We start from the raw sequence: 26954 nt of genomic DNA, 5'->3' as shown, positions 1-26954 counted from the left end.
GGCGCCAGACCGCGTAGGCTGGACCAAGATCGACATCGAGAGGATGGACAAGTGAGGCAGCCCCGTCAGCCGCGCCCGCCCCGGGAACCTCGGGTCAAGGAGACTAACAGGCTCACGCCCTGCCCCGTATGCGGCGCCCCGGTAGGCGAAGTCTGCTTCCGCATCGAGACCGGCAAAGAGCTAAGCAAGACCCACCGCACGATTGCTAGAGACGCTGTTCGGCGAGAGGGCAGGTTCTCGTAAAAGGCCCGGGCGGCTGACGGTGGCATGACTCTGGCTGTCCGGCCGCCCGTCAGGTGAGTTCCGTTGCTCGCCCGTCGAATACGCAATGACGGCCGGGCGGAACCGTTCTAAGGGGGTGTCCCTATGCTTTTGGTCGGAGTAGAAGACGTCGCAGCGGCGCCGGGCCAAACAGTGCACCGGTCCGGGCTTGATGAAGCTATTTTCTTCCAAAAGCTTGAATCGCGGATCTGAGATATAACCAACTAATGAGCGATCTACAGAACGATACGAAGGATGCTTCCGACGACAAGAAGCAAAGGGAGCATGAGCTGCAGACCTTCTTGCGTCAAGACCTAGTCGAGATTGAGTCGGAGTACGAACGGATCTACTCGCGATCTACTGAGGATCCGGGTACCGCGGGCGACGAAGGCGAGGAGAACTGGAAAGCGCTACTAGAACAGTGGTTGCCCAACTCATATAAGGTCGTGACCAAGGGGCGGATTATTGGAGTTGATGGAAAAGCCAGCCCTCAAGTCGATGTGATTGTACTGCGGCCTTCCTATCCTGAGCGCCTGCTGAATAAGAAGCTATACCTGGTTCACGGGGTAGCCGCCGTTTTTGAGTGCAAGACCACCGTCACAGCAAAGCACATCCGCGAAGCGACCGAAACCGCTGCAAAAATCAGCGCCCTCTCCGGACCTAGGACTGGAACTCCTTACCGTGAACTGACAAGTCCTCCCCTCTACGGACTGCTGGCACACAGTCACTCCTGGAAAAAGGAGGGATCTACGCCGCGGGAGAACATCGATGAATATCTCACCGAAGGACAGCAGCAGGCGAAGCATCCGCGGGATCTGATCAACGTCGTCTGCGTCGCTGATTTGGCCATTTGGGAGCTCGGGATTATGCCCTACATGGGAGGCATATATTCCGGTGTGGAATGGCGTGGACAGAATAATCTCTATGGGTTGCCTGAGGAGGGCGGGGCCCTGACGATGTACCAACGGTGGCACGAAGACTCAGGCCAACCTGAAGCAAACCCATTGGCCGTTCTCATCGCTATGTTGTTTCAGCGACTGGGCTGGGAGGACCCCGAACTTCGCCCCCTCGCAGATTACTTCCGTCTTGCTGGACTCCAAGGAGCGAGTCAAGCGATGACACACCCATGGCCTCTGTTTGACGTTTACACGCCTGACCTCGCTGCGCAGCTGCAAGCTGGCGCTCTGGTGAACGGTAGCGCGTGGAACGAATGGACGATGTACCTGCCATGACCGTGTCCGGCTCTGCCCGGGGAAGCGACTACCGCATGGTGGCGAAACGGACCGTTCCGAGCAACTGACTGAGCCAGCAAGGGCGGACGAACGAGTCGGGGTGGTCGCGCCAGCAGCCGCTGTCCGAGTGAACTGGTTCCCGTAAGTTAGACCTGCATCTTCAGTCCAGCTCTTGGGGAGTTACAAGGCATCGCGACGCATGGGCGGCAAAGAGACGCCAGATGCAGGGGCTCGGTATTGGCCCCAGACCTAAGCAGCAGCTTGACGCTGCGGTGGGTTATGCGCTTCCTTCCCTCCAGGTCTTGTTATCCCGGATGAATCGTATGGTGCCATGCGCTACACCGTATTCTCTGGCGAGACGGATGATTATTCCCCGCGGACCCGGCAGTTGGGCGCGAATGGCGTCGACTTGTTCCTGCGTCAGCCTCGCGCGGAAGTGTTTCTCGCCTCGTTGCACTGTCCCATGCTGGACCCTGTCGTAACCATTTTCCGCCGGCGTTGCCCAGCGCAGGTTATCGGGTCTATTGTCCATTGAATTTCCGTTCCTGTGGGCGGCATGCATGCCAGCCGCTGGCCGGGAACCGTGCCACGCCTCGCACACGAGGATGTGCACCGCTTGGGGATTCCGACTCCCGCAATGGACGATAGCGTAATCGCCCTCCCTGATGAACGGTTTGAGAATAGTCATCTTCCTCCCGCGGACCCTGCCAAGGGAGCTGACCATGTACCCCTCGAACGGTGTTGGCCGCCACTCCTCGCCGACAATTTCATCATCCGGGTGGACGACAGAGAGGATTTCATCGATTCTCAGCCGGTTGACGCTGGCCCTGGCCTCCCGCTCCCGTTGGGCCAGCATCGCTGGCGATGGCTTGCTGGTCGGGTGCGCGCGGACTTTTCCTCGGGCAATATTAGAAATATACGACTGAGTGCACCCGAAGATAGCCGCAATCTCGCGCTGTTTCATTCCTTCCGCGATTAGCTCACGGATGCGGGAGACTTCTTCATCGGTGAATCTGGCCCATGAATTGCTCATCCCCCGGGTAGCGGCATAGTTGCCGGCGGCCACCCTGTCTGCCATGTTCTCCTCATGCGTTCCTATCCGCAGGTGGGAGACCTCCACGCAGGAGGGCACGTTGCATGAGTGCAACAGCAATTGATCTCTGGAAAGAATCTCGCCGTGCTCGAAAAACCATGCCATGCGGTGGGCCAACATGGTCTTACCGTGGAACATAAACTTTCCATGTCCAGCGAGGGTCTTGCCCGCAGTCCAAAGCAAGCAACCGCCCTCTCCTGGGCGCGTCTTCTGATAGAAGCGATCACGATCTGACTCACGTGGAAGTTGAACCCCCGGACGACGCCCACTTGAAATGCGTGTCGGATTGCCTTCCGTGGATTCCTTTGACGTAGAGCCCGCGGCCTCGGCGGCGACAGGAGGAATTCTGTTCTCAGGTTGTGGTGAACCCAACGTCCGCACCCGACTTTCATCTGCAGGGATATGCACCTCACTGTGCATGTATCACTAGTAGAGCAGACAAAGCAGACAATGTTAGTTGGCATTAGTTCATGCCCACTCGCCCCCACCAGTCCTCCGAGGAGCAGACTCTTCGCTGGGCTGAACGTCGGGCGGCGGTTGGAGCGCGTATTAGAGAGTTGCGGCTCGAGCAGGCGCTCTCCCAGGAAGCTTTGGCCCTTGAGTCCGGACTGAGCCGGAACATGATCATCGGGATCGAGTGGGGCAAAAAAAGCGTTGCTTACGAGCGACTCTGGGATATCGCCGACGTGCTTGAAGTGCCAGTGACCGAGCTACTCCTCCCACCGGATTCGTCAGCAAAGAGCGCTCCGTACCGGGGCGGCCGGCGACCTATGGGCCGGTAGCCTTGGTAGACCGTTTGCAATGCCTGGCACACGGCAACTCGCCTGACTTTTTCACCAATGCGTGGCATGGCAGTGGACGCCGAAATCTTGGATCTCCGCGATGATGGTTCTGTGAACAGCGCTGAGCAACCAACTTTCAGGGTAGTGACGGTACCGGACTCCGCGGACGCCCGACTGTTTGTCGAGCTGTCGAGTTATGGGGCGGATCTCGCTGAGGCTCGTCATGCGCTCGATCTCGCGATCAAGTCCCGCGGCGAGGGCTCTCCACTCGAGGACGCGGCAGCCTATCTGATCGCCTTCGCCGTCGTCGCATACTGCCGCACGTATTTTCCGTCGAACATTAGAAAGCCGTTGACCGACCACATAGACATCCCCGACGAACTCTCCGACATACACCGACTGGTAGGGGCTTTCAGGAACACCACCATTGCTCACTCCCAATCTAAACTCGCGACAACATTTCCGGTGGGAGTCGTCGATGCCGAAACGCTTCGCGTGCGGGATGTGACGGCAGCGACTGTCTTGCAGACGCTGCCTCCCCCGCTGGTCGATCGATTCCATAAGTTGGTCGCAGCAGCGGACGACCTCCTTTACGAGGCGACCGAGCAAATCCGGCAGAGGCTTATCCAGCGCTTGAAAGGATCCGATATGGAGACGATGGTCGGGCAGGGTGCACCGCTGATAGCCGATGCCATGGATGCAGACTTCAATCCACGGACGAGGCGAGGGCCCTTTCCGACCTCACACACCATGTACTGGTCGGCGACTTCGCTGTCAGGCGACTGACCCGGCGGGCGCAACATGACGGTTGCGCAATTTCATAAGCAGATCTACCCAGGCACTAAGGTCCAAAGTGCTCGAATGGCAGCAAAGAATCCTGGATTTGGGCGCCTGCACCTTTGCCTTTGCTTCGCGCCGAAGCAAGGTACTCCTCGTTATCATCCCGATTGCCCGGCTACAAGGCGTAAACCAGGGGCCTCGCCGCAACATTATTATTGGTGCAAGGACGGTCTACCTCTTTCTGCGGCCACTCGAAAGCCAGGGTGGATCACGGGCACCTCCGCTTTGGCTGCGGCGCCACCCGGGCGTTAATGCTAGGCCCACACCCCCTAATCCCTAATAATGCAGCGCTCCTACGTTCCCTGCGCATTCACTGGGACGCCCCGCCGTTTGTAGCGTCAGCGTCCACGTCGCCACTTAAAGTGCTCGAATTTCTTGGACAAGGATGGACCTGCCGGGACACCGTCCTCACCGCCAAATGCGGAGCCGAGGAATTGCAAATCTGAGCGGCCTGGTGGATGTCGCCAGGAATTTTGCGAGGGTAAACTTGCCGCTGGCACAGCGCGCGCCGGTGACTGCAGGACAACGCTCAGGAACCCCTAGAAACCCTTGAGCGCTGATTCTTGCGTGGACACAAGCATCCGTACTCCCAATACCCCGAGCGGGCGCTAACCACGTAAAAAAGGACCGCTACTAGACGCCGCTCTATCCAACATCGGGCGTGCAGCAGGTCGTTCCGGCATTATGGAGTGGTCTGCCCTAGTGGCGGTTGTATCCCGCCCTCTAATCGAGGGCCGATGATGGGCCTAGTTGTTGAGGTTACAGCCCCTACCCTGCTTATAACCGCCGCATTGGGGAGCTGAGGCAACCTGGTCCTGGAGGTTCGGCCTCGATATGCAAAGGACTAGCTATTCCTGATCCCGAGCCTCCTCGGCGTCCTCGAGCTCGCCGGCTGTGAGCTGTTCGGCAGTGCGCCGATAGGCGTCAGCGATGTAGTCCTCGACATCCTGTCGTCCAACCCTCCACAGGCCTCTCCCCCCGATCTGGAGGGCGCGAAGCTCCCCAGTCCTGATTAGGCCGCGGATGAGGCTCTGCTTCACGTTGAGCTCTTCGGCTGAAGCCGTGTCTGGTACGTTCACCGGTCACCCAGCCATCCTACGTGGGGCCATCCAGAGAACCGTCGTAGGCACGGTCCAATGGGAGCGGGTGGGGGATTCTTGGCGCATTGTTGATCGTCATCATGCTGGCTTCAACTGGCGGCGGGAATGCACCCATTTGCTGATCACGCCGCACGATGGGCACCCGGCCCCCGGCAGTGGCTTCGATTCTGAGCAAAACACGGAGAGCCCTTTTATGTTCTGCCGAGTCATTCAATCTAGCAGAAGGGGCAGGTAGGTAGATGCGAGGACCAGCTCCGCCAGGCTCACCCGTCGTCGACCGCGTTCTTGGCCTAGTAGGTCGAAGGGCGTCATGGGGCCCACCGCTGGGCAAAGGGCATTTCGTCATGGGGCCCACCGCTAGGCAACGGGCATTTCGTCGTGGCATTTGCCGGCGACCATCCTAACGAGAACTACTTTGGCGGTGCCACAACCAAAGTGATCACCAAGGCTACGAATCCTGCCCCTAGGTAGCTCCACAAGTTAGTGGCGCAGATTTTGAATAACCGTACTGTTCGCGAGGTAACTGAGAGAGCAAGCATTTTTGTAAGCCCAAGACTCATCCACAGGGAAACAAAAAGTGAAGAGATTACTGCAAGGACCAAGAGCCAAAAGGACCAACTGTAATTATTAGCAACGAAAATGCATCCAGCAAAAAGCACCAAAGTTAACAGAATAAATGAACACCAAGTCAACCAAGTTTTGCGCAATACTGCGCGTCCTTCTCTCACCGCCTGTTTCTCATCTTCGAGCGCTTTTAATGTGTCTACTTCCTCTTGAAGTGCCTGCAGCTCTGCCTGATGGGAAGCGGCCCGCGCCTTTGCTGCTTTTCGCTCCTTCTCCCTTGCCCTTTCAGTTCGTTCCGCCTGCGCCTGCAGGCTTGCCTTGCTACTTGCTTTCCCCGCTGCTATCGATGCATCCGAGGCCGATTTCCGTTTGGCTTCTTCTAACTCACGCTTCAGACGTTCCGTCAGGATTCTCTGGTCTTCGGCTTGCTTTTCAAGCGCTCTCACGTCTTCCGCCAGAGCACTCTCAAAGGCACGTTGCTTTTCTTCCTCAGAGTCGCCCTTTCCACTTTCTACACTTGCTCGGAGGGCCTTGTCAGTTAGCAGACGCTCTGCCAGCTCGGTTGAAAAACTTTCGACATTTGAGTAGCGGCTCATACGATCCAAGATCTCAAGGGAAGTCTTATGCATATTTCTTTCGCCGTGAAAGAAGGAAAACGGCAACCTTATTCCGCCTACTAGCGCGCTCTCCAAACGGTCGCTTCGCGGGACCCAGAACCTGAGCATTTGAACCATTTCAGCCGGGTTAATGCTGAGCGGCACGCCCTTACGGCCAGTAATGCTTTTCTCATAAGACTGCAGACCGAAGTCAGCCGTCAGGAACCACCATTCGCTTCTGGCAAAGCCAGCGACCTTTCCTTGTCGCCGATCCTTCACAAAGGTTATGCAGAGTACGTCATGCATAACTTGGTTGCGACCGCGCCCGTTTTGCTTGTCGAATTCAAATGAGTACCATTTATCTACCGCGTCTTTATAGCTGCGCCTATCTTCAATACTCTCGAACCCCTCCGATAAAATCACGATTCCCTTGGCTTCCAAAATTATTTCCAGCCCCTCTATAAGATCGTCGAAGTAAGACCTCGGCGAGCTGGCCGATCCCTGGGTTGCAAGTTCGATATATCGCCCAACCAAACCCGAGATGTTGCCTACTTCTTGGGCGGCCTGAGCCATTGGACGAGTTACACGCCCGCGGGGCGCTTGGTCCCTTGCCGACGCTAACGATGTCTTAGCTTCTTCAAGTGTGCGAGACAAGACATATAGCCCGACGTCCGCATAACTACCTATAACCTTGGTTAATTCAACAAGAGCTTCAGCGGCCGCGTTGGCCGGATTATAATGAAGGTTAAGAATAGAAAAAAGGATGTTCGTGTCTAAGAGGATCTTGAAGGACGGTTTACTATCCTGACCATTCGCAATCCGATCTAAAGTCTTTTTATCCAGACTACTCGACTTCACCAACATGTAATGATTTAGGTAGCTGTGAATGTAACTCCGGACGGCACTATCTTCCGGGTCTAGAAATGATATGATTAATGACTGGACGGCCATCCGGTCATCCTCTTGGAATTTGGCAATGAACTTCGAATAAGCCGCTGTTCGAGGCACTGGCATCTCGCCGCGCAGGAGTTCCAGGGTACGCGCGCCAAGTTCGTTTATTACCGGTATCAAGAGCTCTTGGCTGAATTCTTCCCACGAAGGAAGATGCGTAATTGTTCGTTGATACGGATGCAAAACTCTCTCATAGCGAGCCATCGTGCGCTCTTGGAGATCTTCTGCTTCCGCTTGAATACGGCCGTATTCCTCTCGCACCTTCTCCGTCAAGTAGTAGGATTTGCCATCCCGGAGAACGTTCCCTCGCTCTGTGAGGCGATCCAGACGCTGCTGAATAAGATGCCTGTCGTGTCGCGCGTCAAGTTCGTTTTGGGTTTGCCGGATGATCGCTTCTTCGGACAAACCCTGAACAGCTAAGTAGAGCTGGTACTGCAGCGTCCGGTCTATCGCATCTTCCCACCAGCCGGCGCGAAGAAGTTCGACATGCTCTGCAAGGGCATAGATTTGGGTGTTGTCTACTTGTTTCAGAACCATAATTCCTACACCCTTCAAAGAAGCATCAAAGTTTGTCAGGCGCGGCAGTTCTGAACTTAGGGCTTGTAGCCGCTCAGTTCTGCATCGTCGTGGGTAACAGAATATGCTCTGGTGATCACGGCGTCGATCTTCGGAATTGCGCCATCGTCTCGAACACGGGCCCGCATCCGTGCATGTGTCAACATCCGTCTCCTTGCCCCGCCGTGACTGGCCTTCTTTGATAGGGGTCCCCAGAAAAATCCAGCTTTGTGCCCTATCTGCTGCTAATGTCTATGACCGAAAAGAGAACCGGCTGCTTTGAACTGCACCAAGCCTCTTCGGCTTTACGCTGACACCCCAGGCTGCAGCGTTGTTCCCGATCAGGGCGGCTGGCCCTGACACCCGATTCCATAAACAAACGCCCACCGAAACGCGCTACCGATGGTCCTTCATGCACAGCAGTCCAGGCCGTGTGGCGCACATGCTGCAAACGCATGGTCTGTGTTCCTGCCCGCGAGATACGTGTAGTAGTCCATTTCCTGATATTCGTGCCTACCAGTAGAGCTACTGGGCCGGTACTCGGCTTGGCTGGAGGTCTACAGCATCGACGAGGCCTTCCTCGGCGTCAAAGGCACCCCGGCCGAGCTGGCCGCGATGGGCCGGCCCATGAAGGCGGCGGTCCGGCGGAACGTCGGGGTGGCGGTGTCTGTCGGGATCGCCCCGACGAAGACACTGGCGAAGCTGACCAGCAAATGGGCGAAGAACAATAAGGCCTTTGGCGGGGTGTGGCACTGGGACTCCGTCCCCGCACCGGAGCGGGAGGCACTGCTGGGCCGGCTGTCCGTCGAGGAAGTGTGGGGCATCGCCGGACGGCTCAAAAGGCGGCTGAACGTGATGGGCATCTTCACCATCGCCGATCTGGTCCGGGCCAACTCGGTCGCGATCCGGGACAAGTTCAACGTGGTCATGATGCGCACCGTCCTGGAACTGCAGGGCACCCCCTGCATCCCCATGGAGGAAGAACGGATCGGGCGGGACCAGCTGATCTTCTCCCGCTCGTTCGCCAAACCCATCACCACGGCCGCGGGGATCCGGCAGGTCATGTCCGTGTACGGGCAGCAGGCCTCGGCCCGGCTGGCCAAACACGGGCTCCAGGCCAAGGTTCTGACCGCTTTCGCCGGTACCTCGCACTTCAACCCCAACGACACCTCCTACCCGTCCGTGTGTGCCGTTGCCGATGCCCACCGCTGACCCGGTAATCCTGACCAAAGCCGGCCACGCGCTCCTGCCCCGCATCGTACTGCGCCCCACCGGCAACCATGCACCCCTGTCACTGTTCGAAAACCCGCACGAGGAACGCCACATCGGAGCCCTTTTGGAGGACGTCACCCGACGGTACGGCCGCGGATCCATCGGCCTGGGCCACGGCGGGATTCGGGGCGGACCGGACTGGACCATGAAACGCGACATGCTCTCCCCCAGATACACCACCACTGGGACGAACTCCCCCTCGTAAAAGCCGCCTAACCACCCCCAGCACCACCAAGGAACGAACCCTCATGACCGTCACCACAGAACTCTCCACCCTCAACGCATCGGTGGATGTCCGCTTCACCACCGCAGGCACTCCCCTGGCCGTCCGCTACAACGAACGCATCTGGGCCGTCACCGAAGAACCCGTCCACTGGTTCACCAGAGACTCCTGATGGGAAACCCGCCAGAACGTGCCCGTAGGAGTCGGAAACGTCGTGGACATCGAACACTGGCGCGTCCAGTCCAGGTCCAATACGGATCGGACTCACCGCTGCGAACCTTTGAACTGCGCCGTGATCCCCTCTCCGAGCAGTGACCGCTGGACGCCATCACTGACAACTGATCCCAGCCCTGCGTAGCGTAGGGCCATGGACCTCACATCCGGGTTACCGGCAGGGCTTGCCCCGCCGGTAAAAGTCGCGCTGGCCCGCGCCGTCAACAAGATGCCTCGCGGTGACGCAGCGCACTCGGCCCTGATGTTTGAGCCCAAATGGGACGGGTATAGATGTGTTGCAGTCAGGGATGACCACGGGGCCACGCTGTGGTCCCGATAAGGGAAGGAATTGACGGGGTACTTCCCTGAACTCTCGTTAGCGGTCGTTTCGGCCGTCCCCCCGGGATGTGTGATCGACGGCGAAGCCGTGATCTGGAGCCAGGGCAGGCTGTATTTCTCCGCCCTGCAGCAGCGCCTGGGCGCAGGACCAAAAACCCTTCCCAGGCTGGTGGCAGCGGCGCCGGCCAGCTACGCAGCGTTCGATGTGCTGGCCGTTGCCGGGCACGACGCCAGGGAATTGCCTCTGAGCCAGCGGCGGGCGCTCCTGGAAGAACTCGCCAACGGCTGGGAGCCACCACTGTCCCTCTCCCCCACCACCACGGACCGGGAGCTAGCAGCACAGTGGTTCGAGGACCTGCCACACACAGGGATCGAGGGGCTGGTGATTAAAGATTTGAATCAGCCCTACGCGCCGGGTGCCCGCTCCTAGTTGAAGCTCAAAAACAGAAAAACTTTAGACGTCATTTGCGGCGCCGTGATCGGGCCGATCACCCAACCATCTGAAGTCGTTGCCGGCCTCGTCCTGGATGCGGAGCTACGGATTGTGGGCCGGTCCACGCCGCTTAAGGCGAGGGAGAGCCGGGAACTGGCGCGGTGGCTTCACCCGCCTGTGGGTGAACATTCGTGGCCAACCAGTGTGAAAGGTACGGCTTTGGACAGGTTCAACAGGGACAAGGAACCCATGGCGCTGACACTTGTGGAACCCGTGGTTGTGGAGGTTTCCGCCGACACTGCATGGTCCGGGAGGTCCTTCCGGCATTCCTTGCGGATACTCAGGGCTAGACCGGAGCTATCCCCTGCCGATGTTGTCCTGCCGGACCGGCTCCAGGCGGGTTCGAGATCCGTGCGGATCACTATGAGGTTTTGGCCCTCGTCCAGAAGCGCGTAGAGGTTTTCCCGTGCTTCTTCGTAGGTTTCGCCTTCGGCCTCGATGTGGTTGTAGCTGCCGTCCGAGTTGGTAATGGTGCCGGTGAGTATCACCGCATGAGTCTATTTCTCCGCAGGTTCGGCGGGCTCGATGAGCTCCGGCCCGTTGTTGCGCACGCTGTTGACCCGAGGGCTGACAATCCGAGGTCTCAGGGTCGGTTCCCGGCGGGAAATCCAACAAGTGCTGGATGTCCTACTTGTCGGCCAGGCTCGGGTTGAGCCATTCCGCGAAGCGGTCCCGCGGGATGATGACCGGGGAACGGTTATGGACGTGGCCCAGGGCGCCCTGGATGGTGGTGGTGAGCACCGTGCAACTGAGTAGCCACCTTTCCAGATCAGCCTCCGGCAGCGGGCAGATCAGCCCACCACCCATACAGGCCGGCGAACCCAACAACGGCTCTTTCTCCGAGTCCAGGTAATTCGGCGTCTTCTTCCCGTCCTCAGTCTTCTGCCACTCGTAGTAACCCTCGGCCGGGACTTGCACGGCGCTTCACGCTAGCCTTCCGGAACGACTGCTTCTCCAGAATCGATTCGCTGCGGGCATTGATCAGCTTGGAGCCAACCTTGATGTCCTTCGCCCAGGACGAAACCAGGCCCCAGCGGGCAATGAGCAGATGCCGGTCAATAGCGCCCCCATCCAGACGTTCAGCATCGATTGGCACACTCTGGGTTGGTGCCATGTTCCAGCTCGGCGGTGGGGGACTTCCCTCAACCTCCTTGGCCTCAAAGTGGCTCAGACGGTCTCCCGTGGCTTTGGACATCACATATCTGCCGCACATGAGGCATTCAGCTTGACGAGTGGGGCAGAACCCCGCGGCAATTCACTGTCGATCTACGGTCCGGAGAACCAGGATCCCGGCCTTTTCTTACCTGCGCTGTTTGTTGGCTATAGCGAACCATCTTCTGGCAGCCCGGAATGGGTCGTCCTGCACTCACGTAGGTTTGTGTCATGCGAACACCAGCACCTGACGTGAACCTCCTCGTGGAGCGAATCCTCAAGCAACAGGGGCGAGACCTTGCAAAACTAACTAGCGAAGTGCTTGCCAACTTTGCCAACCCGCCAAGTGAATCGCCGGCGGCGAAGGATCAAGCTTGGGCCGCGCAAACCAAACACCCAGAGCTAAGCCAGGGGGCTTACACGGCAGCTGCTCAATCCGTAGCAATCCTCCTTCAATCCATAGAGGAGTACCGACACGGGATCCTGGCGCTCTTGTCGACCGATCAAATGCTGGCCCTTCCCACCATGAACTGCGTTAGAGCAATCCATGATGCGGCATTAACAATATGTTCCCTAGCCGATCCTCATATCTCATCTCAAGAACGCTTGGCCAGATCAGCCGCCGACTTTCTGGCCGGAATCCAGGGTGGGATACCTGTCCTTCTAACTCTGAGCGACACATTTGGAGACAGCCCGGAAGACTTGCGGAGAGTCCAGACGTCGCGGGAAGATGCCATCGCGCTTTTCCAAAGCATCGGTCTATTTGTGAAGGTAAATGCCGAAACCGGACAGGCCCAGAATGTCCGGTGCGAGGACAAAGTCGCAAATGTAGATGTTAAAACCACCGATCTCAGTCTGAAGTACACGCCTGACATCGCTTTCAGTTGGAGACTGAACTCCGGAGCTACTCACTCAAGCAGGTGGCTCTCAAACGGGCTCGACGGTCCCTGGCCACTACTGCTGGTTTCAATGATTTTTCCGCTCCTTGATATATCCGATGCGCTCACGACTAACCTGCTTGGCTACGTGGGACTACCAACGGCGGGCATTCAAAAAGACACCCACATGCGGCGTCGCTTGCTCTTGAATCGAACCGGAGCCAAATGGCCATATTCAGACCACGTCGAGTATTCACGCAGCGGAGGCAGGTAGAACCGAGGGCCCGGTTTTACGAGCGAAACGCCCGTACGTCGACCCGCCTGTTAGCTCGCGGAATGCGATAATACGTACCTGTCTCTATAAGAGATCGGCGCTCTCCAAGCTGCCCAGGAAGAAGGACCCAGCACATAGCGTCAGCCGGTTCGTTGCGGGCAGCTTCGTGCTGGTCGCGCTATCGTAATTAGGTGCCACATTTTGTAGGTCTGGGACCCCGATCGCGAAAAAGCAACTTGGAATTGACCAGCGATTTCCTCGGAAATCTCGAATTCACCGATGGCTTTGGAGCACTGGCTGTCGTAGTTGCGGTGCTGCTACCTATCATCATCGGCTTGGTCGCATGGCTGTTTCGTCGCGCCCGCCAACCCAAAGAAGATGCTGGACTCGTGACAAGCCACTATCGGCTCCTGGGTGGGATGAACATTCCCTACACCTACGAGGTTTCGGTTCACAACGCGACGCCACACCCGCTGCCCATGGTCGAAGTTAAGTACTGGGATGGCACCGCGTGGCGACTGAAGCCCGCCAGATCCTCCCGCACGGGGGGTTTGGTCATTAATCCCGGCGACACAGGGATCGCATCGGTGCCAGCCGTGACGATGGAGCCCAAGGACTTCGACGGCTTCTACTTCATAAAGTACACAGACTCGCAAAATCGAGTCTGGCACCGGCTCATCAACAGCCCGGACTTCCTGAGCCCTGATGAAGTCCGACAAATTGAGCGATTTCAGGGAACCATCTGATCTCGAATGGCGGGTGAGCCTAATCTGCCCGCAATGGGATCCCCTTCTGGACTGCTGAATCCTATTCCGTACTCCCACGCTGTCATCGTCGCAAGATCCAGCCGACGAGGTAGTCGAGTTCCTCGCGAGTTAGCAGGAGCGACCGGAGAGGCCGTGAAGCTCAGTATCAGACTCAGGTCGCTTCAAAGTAAGCCACCACTGGGGCAAAAGCCAACTCGCTGGCAGCCCCTTCCGCTTTGAGAATATCGCCGACTGTGGCCGCTAGGAGCATCGCGGCATATCTGTGCGCCTCCAAATTCAGGTCAATGTGCGGAGGCTCGCCGGCGCCCATAGTGTCGTCATCGTTAGTCGGTGCGTAGCGACCAGCTAAAAACCCCGTGGCGTGAGTCCAAGTCGAGTCTTCCCTCCACAGGCGGTAAACCATCCAGAGATTCATACCTGTGCCCTTGACGGCTCCGGTCAGGTGACTTGCTCCTGCTTTGATCCGCTTGTCCTCGGAGATATGCAGAATGAAAGCCTCCATTTCGGCGACGTCAATGTTTGATGGGAAGCCGTTGTCCCGCATATATTTGTCGGTCTTGTTTTCATTCGTGCGCTCGAGGTCAAGCATCGTGTCAGCGGCCGTCGCGCGATCTGACTGTGGCATGTCTCCGAGCCAGAGCACCCGGATGGTCAATTCCCAGAACGCGCGCCGGTTTGGAGCAGCCGCATGCCCCAATCCCGAGGCTGTGAGAATCGCAATGATCCGGCTCTGTTCGAAAGCTGCACGCAGCCAGCCGACAGCGAACTGACTGACTCGGGATACAGGTACCTCACCGAGGTCGACCGCGAGAACAGCGCGCGCCGCGCGAAGGGTGTAATCGGCACTTTGCAGGTAATCAGGACGCTCACGCTTCGATTGCCGCTCTTTCTTCGACCTACTGCCGCTCATGGCATGACTCTATCCACGGTCCATGCCCAAGGGGTCCCCAACGGAAGCCCCACACAAACATTCCCTAGCGAGACTGGTCGCATAGCGCAGGCAGCGTGATGACGATGTTCGATCAGAACGAATGCAACGAATCCCAGCTCACGTTCCCGTGTTCCGCACGCTGGGTACTTGTTGGGTTTCACGCAGCCACGGCTCACAGGAGGGCCACTAACGCTAAGTGGGGCCAAAAAATGGATCCTTCCGACTGCCGCCAACAATTTCAGATAACGTTCATATTCATGATGAAGAACAGAGCTTGGCGAGACTATCAAGAAGAGGCCGCCGAATTCTTCAGAGAACTGGGACTGGAGGCTGAAACCGATGCAAGAGTCGAAGGAGTTCGCACTGCTCACGATGTCGATGTCCTCGTAACCTTCAACCATGCAGGCCTGAGTCTGAAGTGGCTCGTTGAGTGCAAGCATTGGAAGAGGCGCGTCAGCAAGCTCCATGTCCTAGGTCTAAGGGAAATAGTGTCGGATGTTGGAGCTGATCGCGGAATCCTCCTGGCCGAGAAGGGGTTTCAGCGTGGATCCTCCGAAGCTGCAGTGAAGAGCAATGTCTCACTCACGAGCCTGGCCGATCTTCGCCAAACGGCATCGGATGCTCTTAACCAGCAAAGGTTGAATGCTTTCCCGCGAAGACTAGCTGAAGCGCACATTTCTTATTGGTCTATTTCCAAGTCCGATCGTATCGACCTTGGAATCCGCCACGATATAGGGGACGTCGGTTTCCACGGGGGAATTGTTCTCATGATCGCCCAAGACGTTCTCCTCAGTTCACTTGCAGGTAAGTTCCCGCCGTACGGCAACTCTGCCTTTGCACTTGGGGCCGACCAAATAACCAATTTGGAGGAAGGCCTAAACTGGCTGGAAAGCCAGCTCTCCGAGCTTGAAAAGAAATTGGGAACACCTGAGACTGCCGCACGAAGGCGAGGGGACTACCTAGCGGGCGAGACGCCAGCGTAACCGTCTCTGACGTGACAAAAGTCGTCGTGACTACGCCTGCTCCGCCTGACGTTTTGGACGCACGAGCTGGGCTCGTTCAGCCTAGGATTCGAACGGTCAGGCGCTTCACCTGTGGGCAGAAGCCGCAGGCGATCCCTCTGGTTTACCATAATTCAAAGCCTCGTTCACAGGATGGGCAACTTCTCTGCTGATTGGGTAGTACCGAAAGCCATGTACATTTCACGTGCATCTAGGCTCTCTTCGAGAGGTTTCACGCAATGGCTGATCTCCTTGTATCGAACGCTCTCATGAGGCGGAGGCGCTCTCTGCGGAGATCCTGACCGACCTCGATGAGGAAGATGGAGGCTTGCGCTGGTGGACGTCCTACGGGCTGTCCACTGCGATTAGATGTGACCTGTCAGATTACTTGATCGAGGTTGTGAATGGCATTGCCAAGGCTCTGGCACCGTCCTTCGAGAGTGAAGCCCCAAAATGTACGCAAAGTACAGGCGGCTCGCCATGAGCGCGGGGACGCGCCTTATGCTGGGCTAATGAGCTCGATTCCCACACCTGAAACCAAAGGCAAGCGGCTAAATTGGCTTTGGATAGGACTCTGCGTCTTAGTCGGCCTCGCTGCTGTAATCTTCGCTTGGCGGCTCATCGTTCCCAATCCTGACGTGAATGCTTTACCTGCGTTTTGGTCAGGCGTTCTGGTCAATGTCGGGACCTCTGTCCTCCTAGCCGGCATACTGTTTGTACTTGAGCGCCGGTTCGTCCGGGAAACCCGCCAAGTAGCAGCAGCAGCCGCCACGCAAGCTGTTGAACGGGCGGCCAATGCCAACCAACAATTAAGCTCGCGCGTATCCGAACTCGAAGAGCGCCTCAAGGGTCAGTTAGCTGAACAGCAGAAAAATCACGATGAAGCGCTGAACTCGTTGACCGCAGACGCCTCGTACGAATCAGTCCTCAAGAATCTTAAAACAGCATACGAGTTTGGAGCGATTAGCCGGCGAGGGTTGACGGTTCCAGCTGGTCCCGAGGTAGATTCGCCCCGCGTCACCTTCATATACCAACCTGCTTTCTACAACGAAGATGGCGACGGCCATGATGAGCAGCTGACAGTAAGGTACGTTGCCGAGAGGAACTCACACGAGATCGGCACGCCCCTCATCTCCGCGCTTTGGCATCCAGGCGAAGACCCCGTTGAGGTCTTCCGCGGACTTATGGATGACATGGTCCGTTCGGGTCGTGGCAGTGAAAAGAATCGACTCAAAATACGCAACGCATTCACTAATTTGGCATCCACTTTGAAAGAAGCCGTATCGTCAAGGCGTGGGGATGAGTCTTGGCAATCCGGCGGATCGGTAGGCGAGCTCATATCAGACGGTTGGATTCTTACCGAGAACGGAGTCGAAGCCAGAGGGCATGGAATCGTGGCTACACCAGCGGAACTGTCCCCGCCCTCTTCAGTCACAGAGCGCCAGGCTTGGAAGTTGCCGGACAAGCCTGAATGGGCTGATTCGGATGTGTGGAAGACAGCGATGCAACGAGGCCAGCAGGAACTGCGTGCGACATACTCAGCCTTCCCCTTTTGATTGTTTGAGACTAGTTTCTTGAAGTTCGCGCACCTCCCTCAGAGCCCACGGTCAGTCGCTAGGAAATCCCCATGCTCTGCTCTTCAGCGACGATTAGGCACCGATCAACACACGATAATCAGGAAGGTCGGATCAGAAACCGTGTGCAGCACTGACTGTGATGGGCGGGAAAGATTTGAATATGCGATTGGTAGGAGCCCAAGCCATAAGTGGGGCCATATCTCTTTCAGAAACCTTCTGTCTAGCGCCCCATTCGGCTGGACCGTGACTAATTCCGCCCTTCGTCGCTCAGCCTCGGCTTCATCCACCACCAAGAAGCGTCATCTGCGCTTTCGCTAGCAGCAAGTGCCCGTGACCATCCCTAATCAATCCAAGCGGGTCTGCCCACCTCGTGATTGTTGGTACTCTGGCATCGACGTCAGTCACCCGATAGATGTAGTACCGACTTCGGTGCACGGTGGCCTCGACCAGCTCGCCTCGCGAAATGTAGAACGCCTCCGTGGGATCGGCGCCCTTCGTCGCTTTGACTTCGATGTAGATCAGCTGGTCGTCGTCATCGACGCTGGTCAGGTCATACGGGGACAGCTCGTCGACGTTTGACACCCAGCGAACCGAGTCCGGGTTCTTGCCGTGCTTTTTCAATCGTTGACGTTCGGCATGATAAACCACCTCTTCACCACGCTTGCCGATGCGGCGATTCTCCTGCTCGGTGTGAATGGTCGGCGCCGTTCTGTGGCCGCCTCCTCGGTGTCCGTTCTGCTTGCTAGCTACGGAGTCTCCGTGCTGGCGGGGAACGCCATTACTGATGCTGACAGCCGAGAAGTCAACAGGCGGCGGGGGAATCTTCTGTGGGGGTTGGCCCTCCAACTCCTGGGCGTCCCCGGCCAGCTCATTGCCGCTCGATTCGTTGGTACTACGGGTCTCCGGGACCTGCTCCGAGATGCCTCCCGTTTGACTTGTTTTCAGGGCAGCCACGCCAAGCAACAAAGTCTCGTCCTCGTTACTCGTCTCGAGCATGAGCGAATCGAGGACGTTAGTAAGTTCCTCTTCGTCCTCCTGCACCAGATTGAGCAGCCGGCGGGCTTCCGTGATGTCTTGGGACTGGATCTGGCGGTCGGCCATCATCCGCTGACGGTCGTCACCGGAGGCCGTCAGGAGCATGGTGAACGCATCTGCTAGGGGCGGCACGTTCAAGTACTGTGCCAGTTGTCGTCCGAGTGGAAACCAGTGTGGCTGGCCAGTTGCCGGGTCCAGTTCAAGGTAGGCCGTGCCGACATTGATCGTGCGGCGGTTTCGTTTTTCAGACCTGCTGGCTATATAGCAAACCGCATCCTCGCGGAAGACCTTCGTGCCGTCGTACTCGTACGTGAGGACCAGCCGTTCGCAGACTACGAGTTCCAGCTCCCGGAGGGCTGGGCGGACTCGGTTTTCGGCACTCGAGTTCTCGGCGCGCACGAGCGCAAAGAGGTACGGTTTGATGTTGTCGATGCGCCGCCTTACGGCCTGGTAAACCACACCGTGGTTCTCCCCGAACGGGAGTGCCGAGGTGGTAACAGCGTCGTCGAGCCTGCTTAGCGAGAGATAGCGAGTCAGCTTCGTCAATCCAGCCTCGGCGGAGAGCAGTGGGCGTTGCTTTTCGAAGGTGTCCCGAAGCATCGGATCGTCGGCATAGGGCGGCTGTGCCACGAATTGAGTCATACTGTCTTGGCTGGCCAGTAGCCGCACAGTTTCAGGTGCAGAATGTGGCTCTGGCTCGTCCCTAATTACATCGTGCAAGGTGCGTTGGACCCAGCGTGCTGCCTGATCGATTTCACGGTTCGTGGCCCCGGCCGCGTCGGCCTCATCGGCTATGCTTTCCAGCAGCCCAAGCAGGTCAGCAACGCGGGGACGACCGGCGTCCGTCAGATGCAAGGCTGCAGCCAGGCCGGCGCCGCCATGGGTTTGGTACATGGCCTCGCTGATCCGCGGGATGCGCTCCTGAATTCGGCGTGGCGTCTGCGCAGCCTCGATCCACGCCTCCGATGGACGGACAAGCTCTGGCACGTTGCCTCGGTCGACTGGTACCCACGGCTGTGACCGAATGAGGTAGGCAAACAGAGAAGGGGCGGGACGTCCGCGATCGCCAACGTGGCTGCCGTGGATACAGTAGAAGAGACTTTTCATGCCTTCCTCGTAGACCGAGCCCCACCGCCGGGCAAGCTGGTTCCAGAGCGCCATAAGCCTGACCGGCTCCTTGGACGCGATAAGTTCTTCGAGGCGGTCAAGGCGGTAAGACTCTCGCAGTTGCTGAGACTGAGTATGGCCCTGGGGGCACTGCGCTGCTGCCTTGACCTCGGGTAGCCCCAACCATTCTCGGAACAACCCGCCGCGGTGCGGATGCCTACCGCTATTTACTACCATGTAGCCGGACGTCTCAGCCGGTTTGGCAACGTCGAGGCGTGGATAAGCAACGACGCCAAGCATGCGATAGAAATCAACGTCATCGTGGCGACATTCGGACTCCTCGGGCGGCTCAACGTCGAGGAACTCTACGTCACCGAAGGGACCGTAGATGGCTTCCAACTCATCGGAACCAGACCACGGTGCACTGAAGTAGATCTCGGCTGCTGGACGCAGCTCGTGGACCGAGCCGTCCGCTGTTCGGGCAGGAAGGAGCACTCGCCCAAGAACGGGCTCAAGATCTTCGTTGCCTTGTAGCCTTACCTGCCGATAAGCCCGTAAACCGGCCATTGCGCCAGTCCTTGCATGGGGATCGGCTTCGGGGTCGCTCAGAATCTTGATCAAGAACTCGCGGATGAGTTCGCGCCACTCAAATGGTTTGATTCCTAGATCCCGGAGTAGCTTTTGCGCGTCCTCGGCCTCCGGGACAAACGCGATGGGAACCGGCAGGCTTTCGGGAATGATAACTTCACCACGTTCCCGCGGGAAGAAGATGGTCTCCGTGTTTGGCGTTAGCGTCTGTCCCGCAGTACCCAGGACTATTGGAGCCTTCTTGAGTTCGTTGACGATTGTGAGCCCGGCTGCTTCCCGCCACTCCGCCAGGAATTGGTAGTAGTTCGCTGCCGTTTCTCGTGTCGGCGCTGTAAGCAGCGCGATGAACTCACCAACCCCCATCTCATCGGTATCAGGCGTGCCACCGAGAAAAGTTTTGATCGCAACGAGCCGCTCGACGTCAGGACGCAGCGTGTGGACTGGGTCAAGGTTGGCAAAGTCATGCGCCCCAGCGGGATCGGGCAGGCTACGCGGCAGAAGACGGATGTCTGCGGGACGCCGCAACGAACCGTCGGCAGTGGGAAGGAAGGGTGAACCGAGCAGCGCTTCAGTCCAGCGCCTGCGGATGGCGGTTCCGCCTGCGCCAGCTGGAGGGTTTGTCGCTGGAACCAAGGCCTCGACTGCCGCCGGACTCGCCTTAGTCCGCCGAACCAGATCTGGAGCGACTGTCGACCTGAGATGATCCGCCATGGCAAGGATCAGCATTTGGTTAAACTGCACGGCTTCAGGCGTCGTCGCGAGCTGACGTCGGTCCATGCTCAGCATCCACTCGGCGTGGACGGCCATGTGAAGCCCTGGCTTTTCGTCAGTCGGGAAGTAAACGTGCAGCGGAAATGTCTCGTCGACGCGCGGCTGGCCATGTCCGTCCACCGGCACGGCGATAGCCAAGCGAACCTCGTGTATATCTTTCCACGATTCCCCGAGCGGTTCGAGCACTACAGGGTCTGGGGCTACAGATCCTCGATAGATGAACCATTCTTCAGTGCGGCTGTTGGTTTCGAGCAGGACATGCTCGGCGTCGGCGTCTGGGTTGCGGACAATCTCCGATGAGAAGTCGCCGCGTGTGCCTTGTAACTCCAAGTGATCAACGTGCGGGAGAAAAAGCAGCAGCCGAGACGCGAGATTCTCCAGAAGGTTCTCTTCAACAGTCGCCCGTGCAACGCTGTCTCGGAAAGGAAGCCGGATGACCGTCGTAAAGCCGCTCGCACGCAGCGTCTCGATTGCGGCAGCATCGGGTCCGAAGTCCGCATGCTCAACGGCAAACGGAAATGCGTAGAGCGGAAGCTTTTGACGCACTGGCAGCGATCCGAGAAGCTCGCTGACTGCAGCACTAACGCGCTCACCATTGAACTGGAATGAAGTCAGCGCCGAGGCGATCTGCGGATGATCGGTGATCTCCCCAACGGACTTGAACCCAAGCCCCTTGTGACCCACCGAATCGCCCGGGCCCTTAGAGGATCTTCCGAGCGAGCAGATGGCTTCGACCTGAGGATCCCCAAATCCAGAACCATTGTCGGCCACAATCAAGGCCGTGGCCGTCAGGAGAAAGTGTGCGCGGCCGCGTGTGCCGGTATCCCGTGAGGCGTCGTTGGCGTTTTGCAGCAGCTCAAAAGGGTAACGGCCAGTGTACTGCTGTCGGACCAACTCCTGTGCCCTACCACGCTCATCCAGACTCTTGAGTGCGCTCTCCCGCAAGTCGTTCTCGACCTGGACGCGGATGGAGGCCAACTCTCGTCCCCGAAGTCTTGTCGTGACGTCGTCCACTTTCATCCTCTCGTGCGAGTAGAGGGCGATAACCCTTCCAAAGGACTCCGCTCGCCTTAACCAAGCTTCGTCCTCGCGGTGCTGGACGGTGGGCCAGCTACCATGACGTTCTGGCGGTAACGTTGGGACTGTGGCTGTGCTTATTCCAAGATCTCGAGCTCGGGTAATGCTGCAACTATCTTGTTGGTCTCTACCGATACTGTGACGATGCGCTTGATGAGGTCAAGGATGTAGCGGGGGTTGTCGACTTCCCGGCAGTAATCGTTCGGGTCGTTGGTGATCTGCGAGTCCTTGTGCGTTGTCACCTGGTAGCGATCGATAATCCACTCCAGCGCGGACTTGCCATTGACCTGATACTCTAAAGCCTCCTCCGGGATTCCGGCCAGCACGATCCGCGAGTTGTAGATGATCCGTGAGCGGTCCTTGCGGGCGCCCCAGGAGATCTTATTCACACGGTAGAAGTCGTAGAGGTCGTCGGCAGGCTCGCCTAGCTTGATTTCCTCAAGCGGATACGGCTCAATATCTTCGTAATTAAGATGGAGACCGGCAAGATCCCGGCCAGATTTGCTGAAGGCCCAAAAGTCTTTGACCTTGGGGATTCGGGGAAGCATCTTCATCAGGTCAGCTTTGTACGTTTCTTTGTACACGGGGCTGTGCAGCAGGCCGTAGACATAGTAGAAGATGTCTTCTTTGCCTAGGCTCGGATCCCCATAGAAAACCCGGTAGTTGGCAAGAGTGGAGTCCGTTATATTGTCCTTGCGCCGATAACCGTTGACGATCGAGGAATCAACCTCTGTGAATAGGTCGGCCTGCGCTGTGACAGCAACCCGTTCGTAAGCGTACAAGGTGAACACCTGAGCGTCTCCCACAAAATGCAGATCGGGCAACTCATTAACCATTAGCGAGCTGGCATTCTTCCCCTTAGCGACAGAAGTGACAATTGCCAGGTTCTTATGGTCGGGCGTCGGAAATAACTTCGGTATTTGATAGATTCTATGGTTCAGCGTCGGATCAAAATAGAGGGATTGCCTGCAATAGGGCCGGTACATCATCGATCGAACTTTAGCTGGTTCGAATACGAGTGCGTGATTTCGCCGTAGGGCTTCGCGCAATTCTCCGCCCCAACTAATATTTTGAGGATTGTTGTCAACTTCCCAAAGGGATTCTTTGCCAACGGCCCATTGATATTGCTTCCTTTGTCCCTCATAGTTCGCGATCATCCGCGTCATGTTGGCGTGAACGCGACTTGGAGAGAAGTTGATGCACCAGGCATCCCGGCTTGTCGTAAGCCCGCGAGAGTAGTTCTCGAATATGCCGAGAGTCGCAGCCTTCCCTTTGGTCACCTTGTCCCCAATGGGTTGGAACGCATCGTAGTTTTCGTCCCGGTGGTTGACCCAGTCACCCGACTGGTTCGGCGTTATCGTTTCCCAGTCCGTACCTTCCAGTGACTGCTCGATCGCGAGGATATCGAGCTTCTGCTCCCGCGTTAGGTAGTCCCCGATGTCCCGATACTGAACATCGGCTGGACCAAAGTAAGCAGAGTTCTTGATCAAAATAGCTATAGCCACCTGAGTGCGGGAACCGCTGCCAAAGATCTTCCCGCCTTCCTTGCGCGACAACTCCCCCGTCGTTCGCTGGTTGCCACGCAAGTTGTAGATAAAGATGCGACTGAACTCGGAGGCAAACGTCTTACGAATGCCGTCTGCGGCGTTTCCGTCGATGAAGCTGCCATTAGAGACGAAGGCAATAACACCGTCGTCTTTGATTCGGTTGGACGCCCAGCGGATCCCGCGGATGTATGAATCATAGAGACTATTTTTTAGGGTCGCAGTGGAGAGCTTTGCATACGTTGAACCGATGGAGGCGTCTAATAGCGGGTACTTCTGATTCTGGTTGTTGTCGTTCGCGCTGGTCTGGCCACCGGAATAAGGCGGGTTCATGACTATGACGCGAATGTTTTGTTTCTTCTGACGCTGAACGCGCTCGGAGTTCTCGGGAAAGAACTCGCCCGATTCGATCTGCCCGTCGGACTCGTTGAGCTGGAAGGTGTCTGTCAGGGCGATGCCATCAAAGGGCAGGTAGCCATGGCCGAGACCATGTTTGGCTGATTCCTCCGCGAAAACGGTCTCGATGTTGATAGCTGCAATGTAGTAGCTGAGCAGCACAATTTCATTGGCGAAAAGTTCCTGTGTGTATTTGCGGTGCAGGTCATGCGGTTTGATCAGCCCGGATTGGAGCAATCGGGTCACGAAAGTGCCGGTACCGACGAAAGGCTCCAGGATCGAGACGCCCTCGTCGGAAAGGGACTTGCCGAATTCCAGCCGCAGCGCCGCGTCGGCGGAGCGGAGGATATAGTCCACCACAGGTACCGGGGTGAAGACAATGCCGAGCCGGTCGGCAACGCGCGGAAAGGCGTTGCGGAAGAAGTTGTCGTAAAGCTCCAGAATAATCTTCTGTTTGGCGGCTGCGTTGTCGATGGACTTCACCCGGGCGCGAACGGAATCGTAGAACTTCTCCAGGCTGGCGCGTTCCTTCTCGAACGCGGAGTGGTCGTCCAGCTGGTCCAGGATGTTCTGCATCGCTAGGGACACCGGGTTGTGTTCGGTGAAGTTGGAGTCTTTGAACATGGCATCGAACACGGGCTTGGTGACCAGGTGTTGGGCGAGCATCTCGACAGCCTGGGCCTGGTCTATGTCAGGGTTGAGATTCTCCTGGAGCCCTTCTATGAAGTCATCGAAGGCTTTGCGGTGTCCTGTATCGGCCTGTTCTAGAAGGTTGTTGATCAGAGCGATGTGCTTGTTAGCGATGGCCGCGATGTCCTTCGACCAGTCCTCCCAGTACATTCGGTTTCCGCACTTGTCCACGATCTTCGCGTAAACGGCGTCTTTCCAGTCAGCGACCGGGAACTGGAGTGTGGGCTGTTCGTAGACAGGGTTACCCGGTTCGTCGGCCGGCATGGGCCGGGGATCCAGCAGCGGCTTCTTCCTGGGCATCAAGTCCACCGTCTCGATCACGATGGACTCAGGCGCTCTATGGTTGAGCTCGATCTGGTTAATTGCCGCATCCATCCGCTCATCGTGGGCGCGCAGTGCCTGGAGGACCTGCCAGACCACCTTGTAGCGGGTGTTGTCCTTCAGCGCCTCGGAAGTAGACATTCCCTCCGGAATCGCGATCGGCAACACGATGTAGCCGAACTGCTTGCCCTTGGCGATCCGCATGACCCGTCCCACGGCCTGGATAACATCCACCATGGAATTACGCGGGTTCAAAAACAGCACCGCGTCCAAGGAGGGCACGTCCACGCCTTCGGTCAGGCAGCGGGCGTTCGTGAGGATCCGGCAAGTGGGCTGGCCACCGTCGAGATTGAAGTCCTCCTTGAGCCAGTCCAGACGTTCGGCGCGGGCGACTGCGTTAAAACCGCCATCGATGTGCTTGACCTGGACCTTGAGGTCGTCGGTGGGGTCATCGTTTTCCAGATTGGTCAGATGCACGCGAACGAGGTCCTCGAACTCGGATTCGACCAGTTTGGAGGATTTGATGTCGCGGTTGAACGCCACGGCCCGGTGCATTGGCGCGAGGTCATTGCCGAAGGAGGCCTCGTGCGCTCCGGAACGGCGCTTGGCTAGGCCGTTCCAACAGCCGATCAGCTTGGCGACGTCGTCGATGTTCAGCTCCATATTGGAGTCAGCGAGCTGATCCTGGAAGGAGGACACTACTTGAGTTTCCTCGACGCCGAGGACCAGGACCTTGTAATCGGCCAGAAGCTTCTTAGTGACGGCTTCACCAAAGCCGATCCGGTAGAAGACGGGACCATACATGGTCTCGTCATCCATGGAACACAGGATGGCGTCCTTCTCCATGGCCGCGTTCTTCGTGTCATCGTTGAACAATCGCGGGGTGGCCGTCATATACAGCCTCTTGCCGCCAGCAATAACGTCGTTGCGATGAACCTTTACGAAGTGCGATTCCTCACTGCCCGCCAACGTGGCACCTGTTGTGCGGTGGGCTTCATCGCAGATGATTAGGTCGAAGTCGGGCAGGCCAGCCTCCTGGGCCTGGGCAACTGCGTCGATGGACTGGTACGTCGAGAAGACCACGGTCATGCCCTCGTCCAATTCTTTCTTGCCCATAGCTTCAACCAAGGTCTTGCCGTCCGTTGTGGCCGGGATCTGCAGGTCATGGATGGCAACATCCGTCAGATCCGAGTTCTTCTGCCGGCCGACCTTCACATCAGAGCAAACAGCGTAGGCGTGCATAGGTTGCTCGGTCTCGTCCGACCATTCCTTCAACGACTGGGACATCAGAGCCAGTGAAGGGACTAAGAAGAGAATGCGGGCGTGACCCTCCAGCTCGGCAAAACGCTCCGCGACCTTGAGTGCTGTGAAGGTCTTCCCAGCGCCGCAGGCCATGATCAGCTTTCCGCGGCTGTTATCGATGAAGCCCTTCATAGTGGCTGCAACGGCGTCGTGCTGATGCGGGCGTAGCTGCTTTTTTTCGTGCAGCTTCGGGGCCGTGGAGGGGTCGGTGAGTTGGTAGGTCGACCAATCAATGTTGGAGTGCCGAAAGTCCGAAAGCCCGATGCGCTGCACGGGAATGTGCTGGCTATCCAGCATCTCCTCTGCGTTCTGGGTCCACTTCGACGTCGTCGACACGATGAGACGATGAGTGAAGGGCTCCTTCCCCGAAGCCGAAATGAACGAATCGATGTCGCTCTTCTGCATCGTGTGAGTCTCTGCATAGAACTTGCACTGGATTGCCGTGAACCCGCCATCAGCCCGCTCGGCCACCAAGTCGATGCCCGTATCCGGCTTGCCGTTCCGGCCAGGCCAGTCACGCCATAGCCAAACATTTCTGTACTGGGGTGCCTGGACGCCGTCGTGTTCCAGGTACTGCTCGATCAGCTGTTCAAAGTAGCTGCCCTTCATTCGTTCCGAATCTGCAAGACCGCGGTACGAATCGAGAAGCTGATCAAAAGTTGTCGACACAAGGCCCCCAGGGACGAGAAAGCATAGGAAACCGGCTCACGCCGGCCCTCCTGATCATATTGGTAATTGAAGGCTGATCATGCGCAGTAACGCAGCAGGGGACCCCGACGTCCGGATTGCTGGCGCCTCTGACTGCCCGAGGGACGTTCGCGCTTCCACCCGCCCCCTGCTGCAATCGACGCCTTGGTTAGCATCGATGCATGCTGGTGCCCCAGGGCGCCGTAGAGCGCCTGAACAGCCCTGTAGGCCCGGCGGTCCCTTTTGCGTCCGCAGAGGCGCTCAGATCGGCGCCTGCGACCAGTGATGTAGAAACCATCCAAAAAACATCCAGCACCCAGAGAAATAGCGCCATCCGAAAAG

Annotated in this window: 18 protein-coding genes and 1 pseudogene; 10 read left to right on the top strand and 9 right to left on the bottom strand. The window is 57.6% G+C overall.

Going from position 1 to position 26954, the window contains the following annotated elements; genetic code table 11:
* The first annotated feature begins 488 nt into the window (after window positions 1–488).
* Window positions 489–1493 (top strand): DUF6602 domain-containing protein, encoded by a 1005-nt coding sequence (locus WHH00_RS04645; protein ID WP_406636960.1) that lies wholly within the window; start codon window positions 489–491, stop codon window positions 1491–1493.
* A gap of 277 nt (window positions 1494–1770) precedes the next feature.
* Here WHH00_RS04645 and WHH00_RS04640 read toward each other — a convergent pair whose 3' ends face one another.
* Complete coding sequence (locus WHH00_RS04640; RefSeq protein WP_406636958.1) at window positions 1771–2724, bottom strand: HNH endonuclease; 954 nt, start codon at window positions 2722–2724, stop codon at window positions 1771–1773.
* Window positions 2725–3056: 332 nt separating this feature from the next.
* On the opposite strand from WHH00_RS04640, the gene WHH00_RS04635 reads away from it, so the two are divergent.
* Window positions 3057–3368, top strand: a complete 312-nt coding sequence (locus tag WHH00_RS04635) for a helix-turn-helix domain-containing protein (protein ID WP_406636956.1) — start codon at window positions 3057–3059, stop codon at window positions 3366–3368.
* 66 nt (window positions 3369–3434) lie between these two features.
* A complete protein-coding gene (locus tag WHH00_RS04630) occupies window positions 3435–4154 on the top strand; it encodes a hypothetical protein (protein WP_406636954.1) in 720 nt (239 codons plus the stop codon).
* Between the two features lie 902 nt (window positions 4155–5056).
* Here the strand turns inward: WHH00_RS04630 and WHH00_RS04625 are convergent.
* Together WHH00_RS04625 and WHH00_RS04620 are read right to left on the bottom strand one after the other, a co-directional pair.
* The gene (locus WHH00_RS04625) at window positions 5057–5287 is read right to left on the bottom strand and encodes a helix-turn-helix domain-containing protein (RefSeq protein ID WP_406636952.1); all 231 of its coding nucleotides are present in this window, start codon (window positions 5285–5287) and stop codon (window positions 5057–5059) included.
* Between the two features lie 431 nt (window positions 5288–5718).
* Window positions 5719–7956, bottom strand: coding sequence for a hypothetical protein (locus WHH00_RS04620; protein ID WP_406636950.1), 2238 nt, complete (start codon window positions 7954–7956; stop codon window positions 5719–5721).
* Window positions 7957–8493: 537 nt separating this feature from the next.
* Between WHH00_RS04620 and WHH00_RS04615 the strand changes: the two are divergent.
* From WHH00_RS04615 to WHH00_RS04605, 3 genes and pseudogenes are all read left to right on the top strand, one after another.
* Window positions 8494–9462: pseudogene (locus WHH00_RS04615) on the top strand (DUF4113 domain-containing protein); the annotation flags it as partial.
* Between the two features lie 32 nt (window positions 9463–9494).
* Window positions 9495–9641, top strand: a complete 147-nt coding sequence (locus tag WHH00_RS04610) for a hypothetical protein (RefSeq protein WP_406636948.1) — start codon at window positions 9495–9497, stop codon at window positions 9639–9641.
* Between the two features lie 390 nt (window positions 9642–10031).
* Window positions 10032–10451 carry a hypothetical protein gene (locus tag WHH00_RS04605; protein ID WP_406636946.1) on the top strand — a complete coding sequence of 140 codons (420 nt, stop codon included), beginning with the start codon at window positions 10032–10034 and terminating at the stop codon, window positions 10449–10451.
* A 170-nt stretch (window positions 10452–10621) separates the two neighbouring features.
* On the opposite strand, the gene WHH00_RS04600 is transcribed toward WHH00_RS04605, so the two are convergent.
* The 3 genes from WHH00_RS04600 to WHH00_RS04590 form a co-directional block, all read right to left on the bottom strand.
* Complete coding sequence (locus tag WHH00_RS04600; RefSeq protein ID WP_406636944.1) at window positions 10622–11002, bottom strand: hypothetical protein; 381 nt, start codon at window positions 11000–11002, stop codon at window positions 10622–10624.
* A 139-nt stretch (window positions 11003–11141) separates the two neighbouring features.
* Complete coding sequence (locus WHH00_RS04595) at window positions 11142–11432, bottom strand: SOS response-associated peptidase family protein (RefSeq protein ID WP_406636942.1); 291 nt, start codon at window positions 11430–11432, stop codon at window positions 11142–11144.
* Entirely contained in the window at window positions 11389–11709 is a 321-nt protein-coding gene (locus WHH00_RS04590) for an SOS response-associated peptidase family protein (RefSeq protein WP_406636940.1), read from the bottom strand. Before WHH00_RS04590 ends, WHH00_RS04595 begins: the two co-directional genes overlap by 44 nt.
* Window positions 11710–11897: 188 nt before the next feature.
* Here WHH00_RS04590 and WHH00_RS04585 point away from each other — a divergent pair, with 188 nt between their 5' ends.
* Both WHH00_RS04585 and WHH00_RS04580 read left to right on the top strand, forming a co-directional pair.
* On the top strand, window positions 11898–12818 hold the full coding sequence (locus WHH00_RS04585; RefSeq protein ID WP_406636938.1) for a hypothetical protein: 921 nt from the start codon (window positions 11898–11900) through the stop codon (window positions 12816–12818).
* A gap of 242 nt (window positions 12819–13060) precedes the next feature.
* Window positions 13061–13564: a hypothetical protein gene (locus tag WHH00_RS04580; protein ID WP_406636936.1), complete on the top strand. Its 504-nt coding sequence runs from the start codon at window positions 13061–13063 to the stop codon at window positions 13562–13564.
* Between the two features lie 172 nt (window positions 13565–13736).
* Here WHH00_RS04580 and WHH00_RS04575 read toward each other — a convergent pair whose 3' ends face one another.
* A complete protein-coding gene (locus WHH00_RS04575; protein ID WP_406636934.1) occupies window positions 13737–14495 on the bottom strand; it encodes a hypothetical protein in 759 nt (252 codons plus the stop codon).
* A gap of 98 nt (window positions 14496–14593) precedes the next feature.
* Between WHH00_RS04575 and WHH00_RS04570 the strand changes: the two genes are divergently transcribed.
* Together WHH00_RS04570 and WHH00_RS04565 are read left to right on the top strand one after the other, a co-directional pair.
* Window positions 14594–15499: a restriction endonuclease gene (locus WHH00_RS04570; protein WP_406636932.1), complete on the top strand. Its 906-nt coding sequence runs from the start codon at window positions 14594–14596 to the stop codon at window positions 15497–15499.
* Between the two features lie 530 nt (window positions 15500–16029).
* On the top strand, window positions 16030–17073 hold the full coding sequence (locus tag WHH00_RS04565; protein WP_406636930.1) for a hypothetical protein: 1044 nt from the start codon (window positions 16030–16032) through the stop codon (window positions 17071–17073).
* A 300-nt stretch (window positions 17074–17373) separates the two neighbouring features.
* Here WHH00_RS04565 and WHH00_RS04560 read toward each other — a convergent pair whose 3' ends face one another.
* The gene (locus WHH00_RS04560; protein WP_406636928.1) at window positions 17374–21609 is read right to left on the bottom strand and encodes a sacsin N-terminal ATP-binding-like domain-containing protein; all 4236 of its coding nucleotides are present in this window, start codon (window positions 21607–21609) and stop codon (window positions 17374–17376) included.
* A gap of 140 nt (window positions 21610–21749) precedes the next feature.
* On the bottom strand, window positions 21750–26534 hold the full coding sequence (locus WHH00_RS04555; protein WP_406636926.1) for a DEAD/DEAH box helicase: 4785 nt from the start codon (window positions 26532–26534) through the stop codon (window positions 21750–21752).
* Window positions 26535–26954: the final 420 nt, after the last annotated feature.

The sequence above is a fragment of the Pseudarthrobacter quantipunctorum genome, from assembly GCF_045291495.1.
Lineage (GTDB): Bacteria > Actinomycetota > Actinomycetes > Actinomycetales > Micrococcaceae > Arthrobacter > Arthrobacter quantipunctorum.
The sequence above is the reverse complement of the archived record's forward strand: the minus strand, read 5'-3'. Positions and strand labels throughout refer to the sequence as shown.

Excerpts from the sequence above, each read along its gene's own strand:
- WHH00_RS04645 (WP_406636960.1), top strand. The coding sequence starts at position 489 with ATGAGCGATCTACAGAACGATACGAAGGATGCTTCCGACGACAAGAAG.
- WHH00_RS04640 (WP_406636958.1), bottom strand. The coding sequence starts at position 2,724 with ATGTTCCACGGTAAGACCATGTTGGCCCACCGCATGGCATGGTTTTTC.
- WHH00_RS04635 (WP_406636956.1), top strand. The coding sequence starts at position 3,057 with ATGCCCACTCGCCCCCACCAGTCCTCCGAGGAGCAGACTCTTCGCTGG.
- WHH00_RS04630 (WP_406636954.1), top strand. The coding sequence starts at position 3,435 with ATGGCAGTGGACGCCGAAATCTTGGATCTCCGCGATGATGGTTCTGTG.
- WHH00_RS04620 (WP_406636950.1), bottom strand. The coding sequence starts at position 7,956 with ATGGTTCTGAAACAAGTAGACAACACCCAAATCTATGCCCTTGCAGAG.
- WHH00_RS04610 (WP_406636948.1), top strand. The coding sequence starts at position 9,495 with ATGACCGTCACCACAGAACTCTCCACCCTCAACGCATCGGTGGATGTC.
- WHH00_RS04590 (WP_406636940.1), bottom strand. The coding sequence starts at position 11,709 with ATGTCCAAAGCCACGGGAGACCGTCTGAGCCACTTTGAGGCCAAGGAG.
- WHH00_RS04585 (WP_406636938.1), top strand. The coding sequence starts at position 11,898 with ATGCGAACACCAGCACCTGACGTGAACCTCCTCGTGGAGCGAATCCTC.
- WHH00_RS04575 (WP_406636934.1), bottom strand. The coding sequence starts at position 14,495 with ATGAGCGGCAGTAGGTCGAAGAAAGAGCGGCAATCGAAGCGTGAGCGT.
- WHH00_RS04570 (WP_406636932.1), top strand. The coding sequence starts at position 14,594 with ATGACGATGTTCGATCAGAACGAATGCAACGAATCCCAGCTCACGTTC.
- WHH00_RS04565 (WP_406636930.1), top strand. The coding sequence starts at position 16,030 with ATGAGCTCGATTCCCACACCTGAAACCAAAGGCAAGCGGCTAAATTGG.
- WHH00_RS04555 (WP_406636926.1), bottom strand. The coding sequence starts at position 26,534 with ATGAAGGGCAGCTACTTTGAACAGCTGATCGAGCAGTACCTGGAACAC.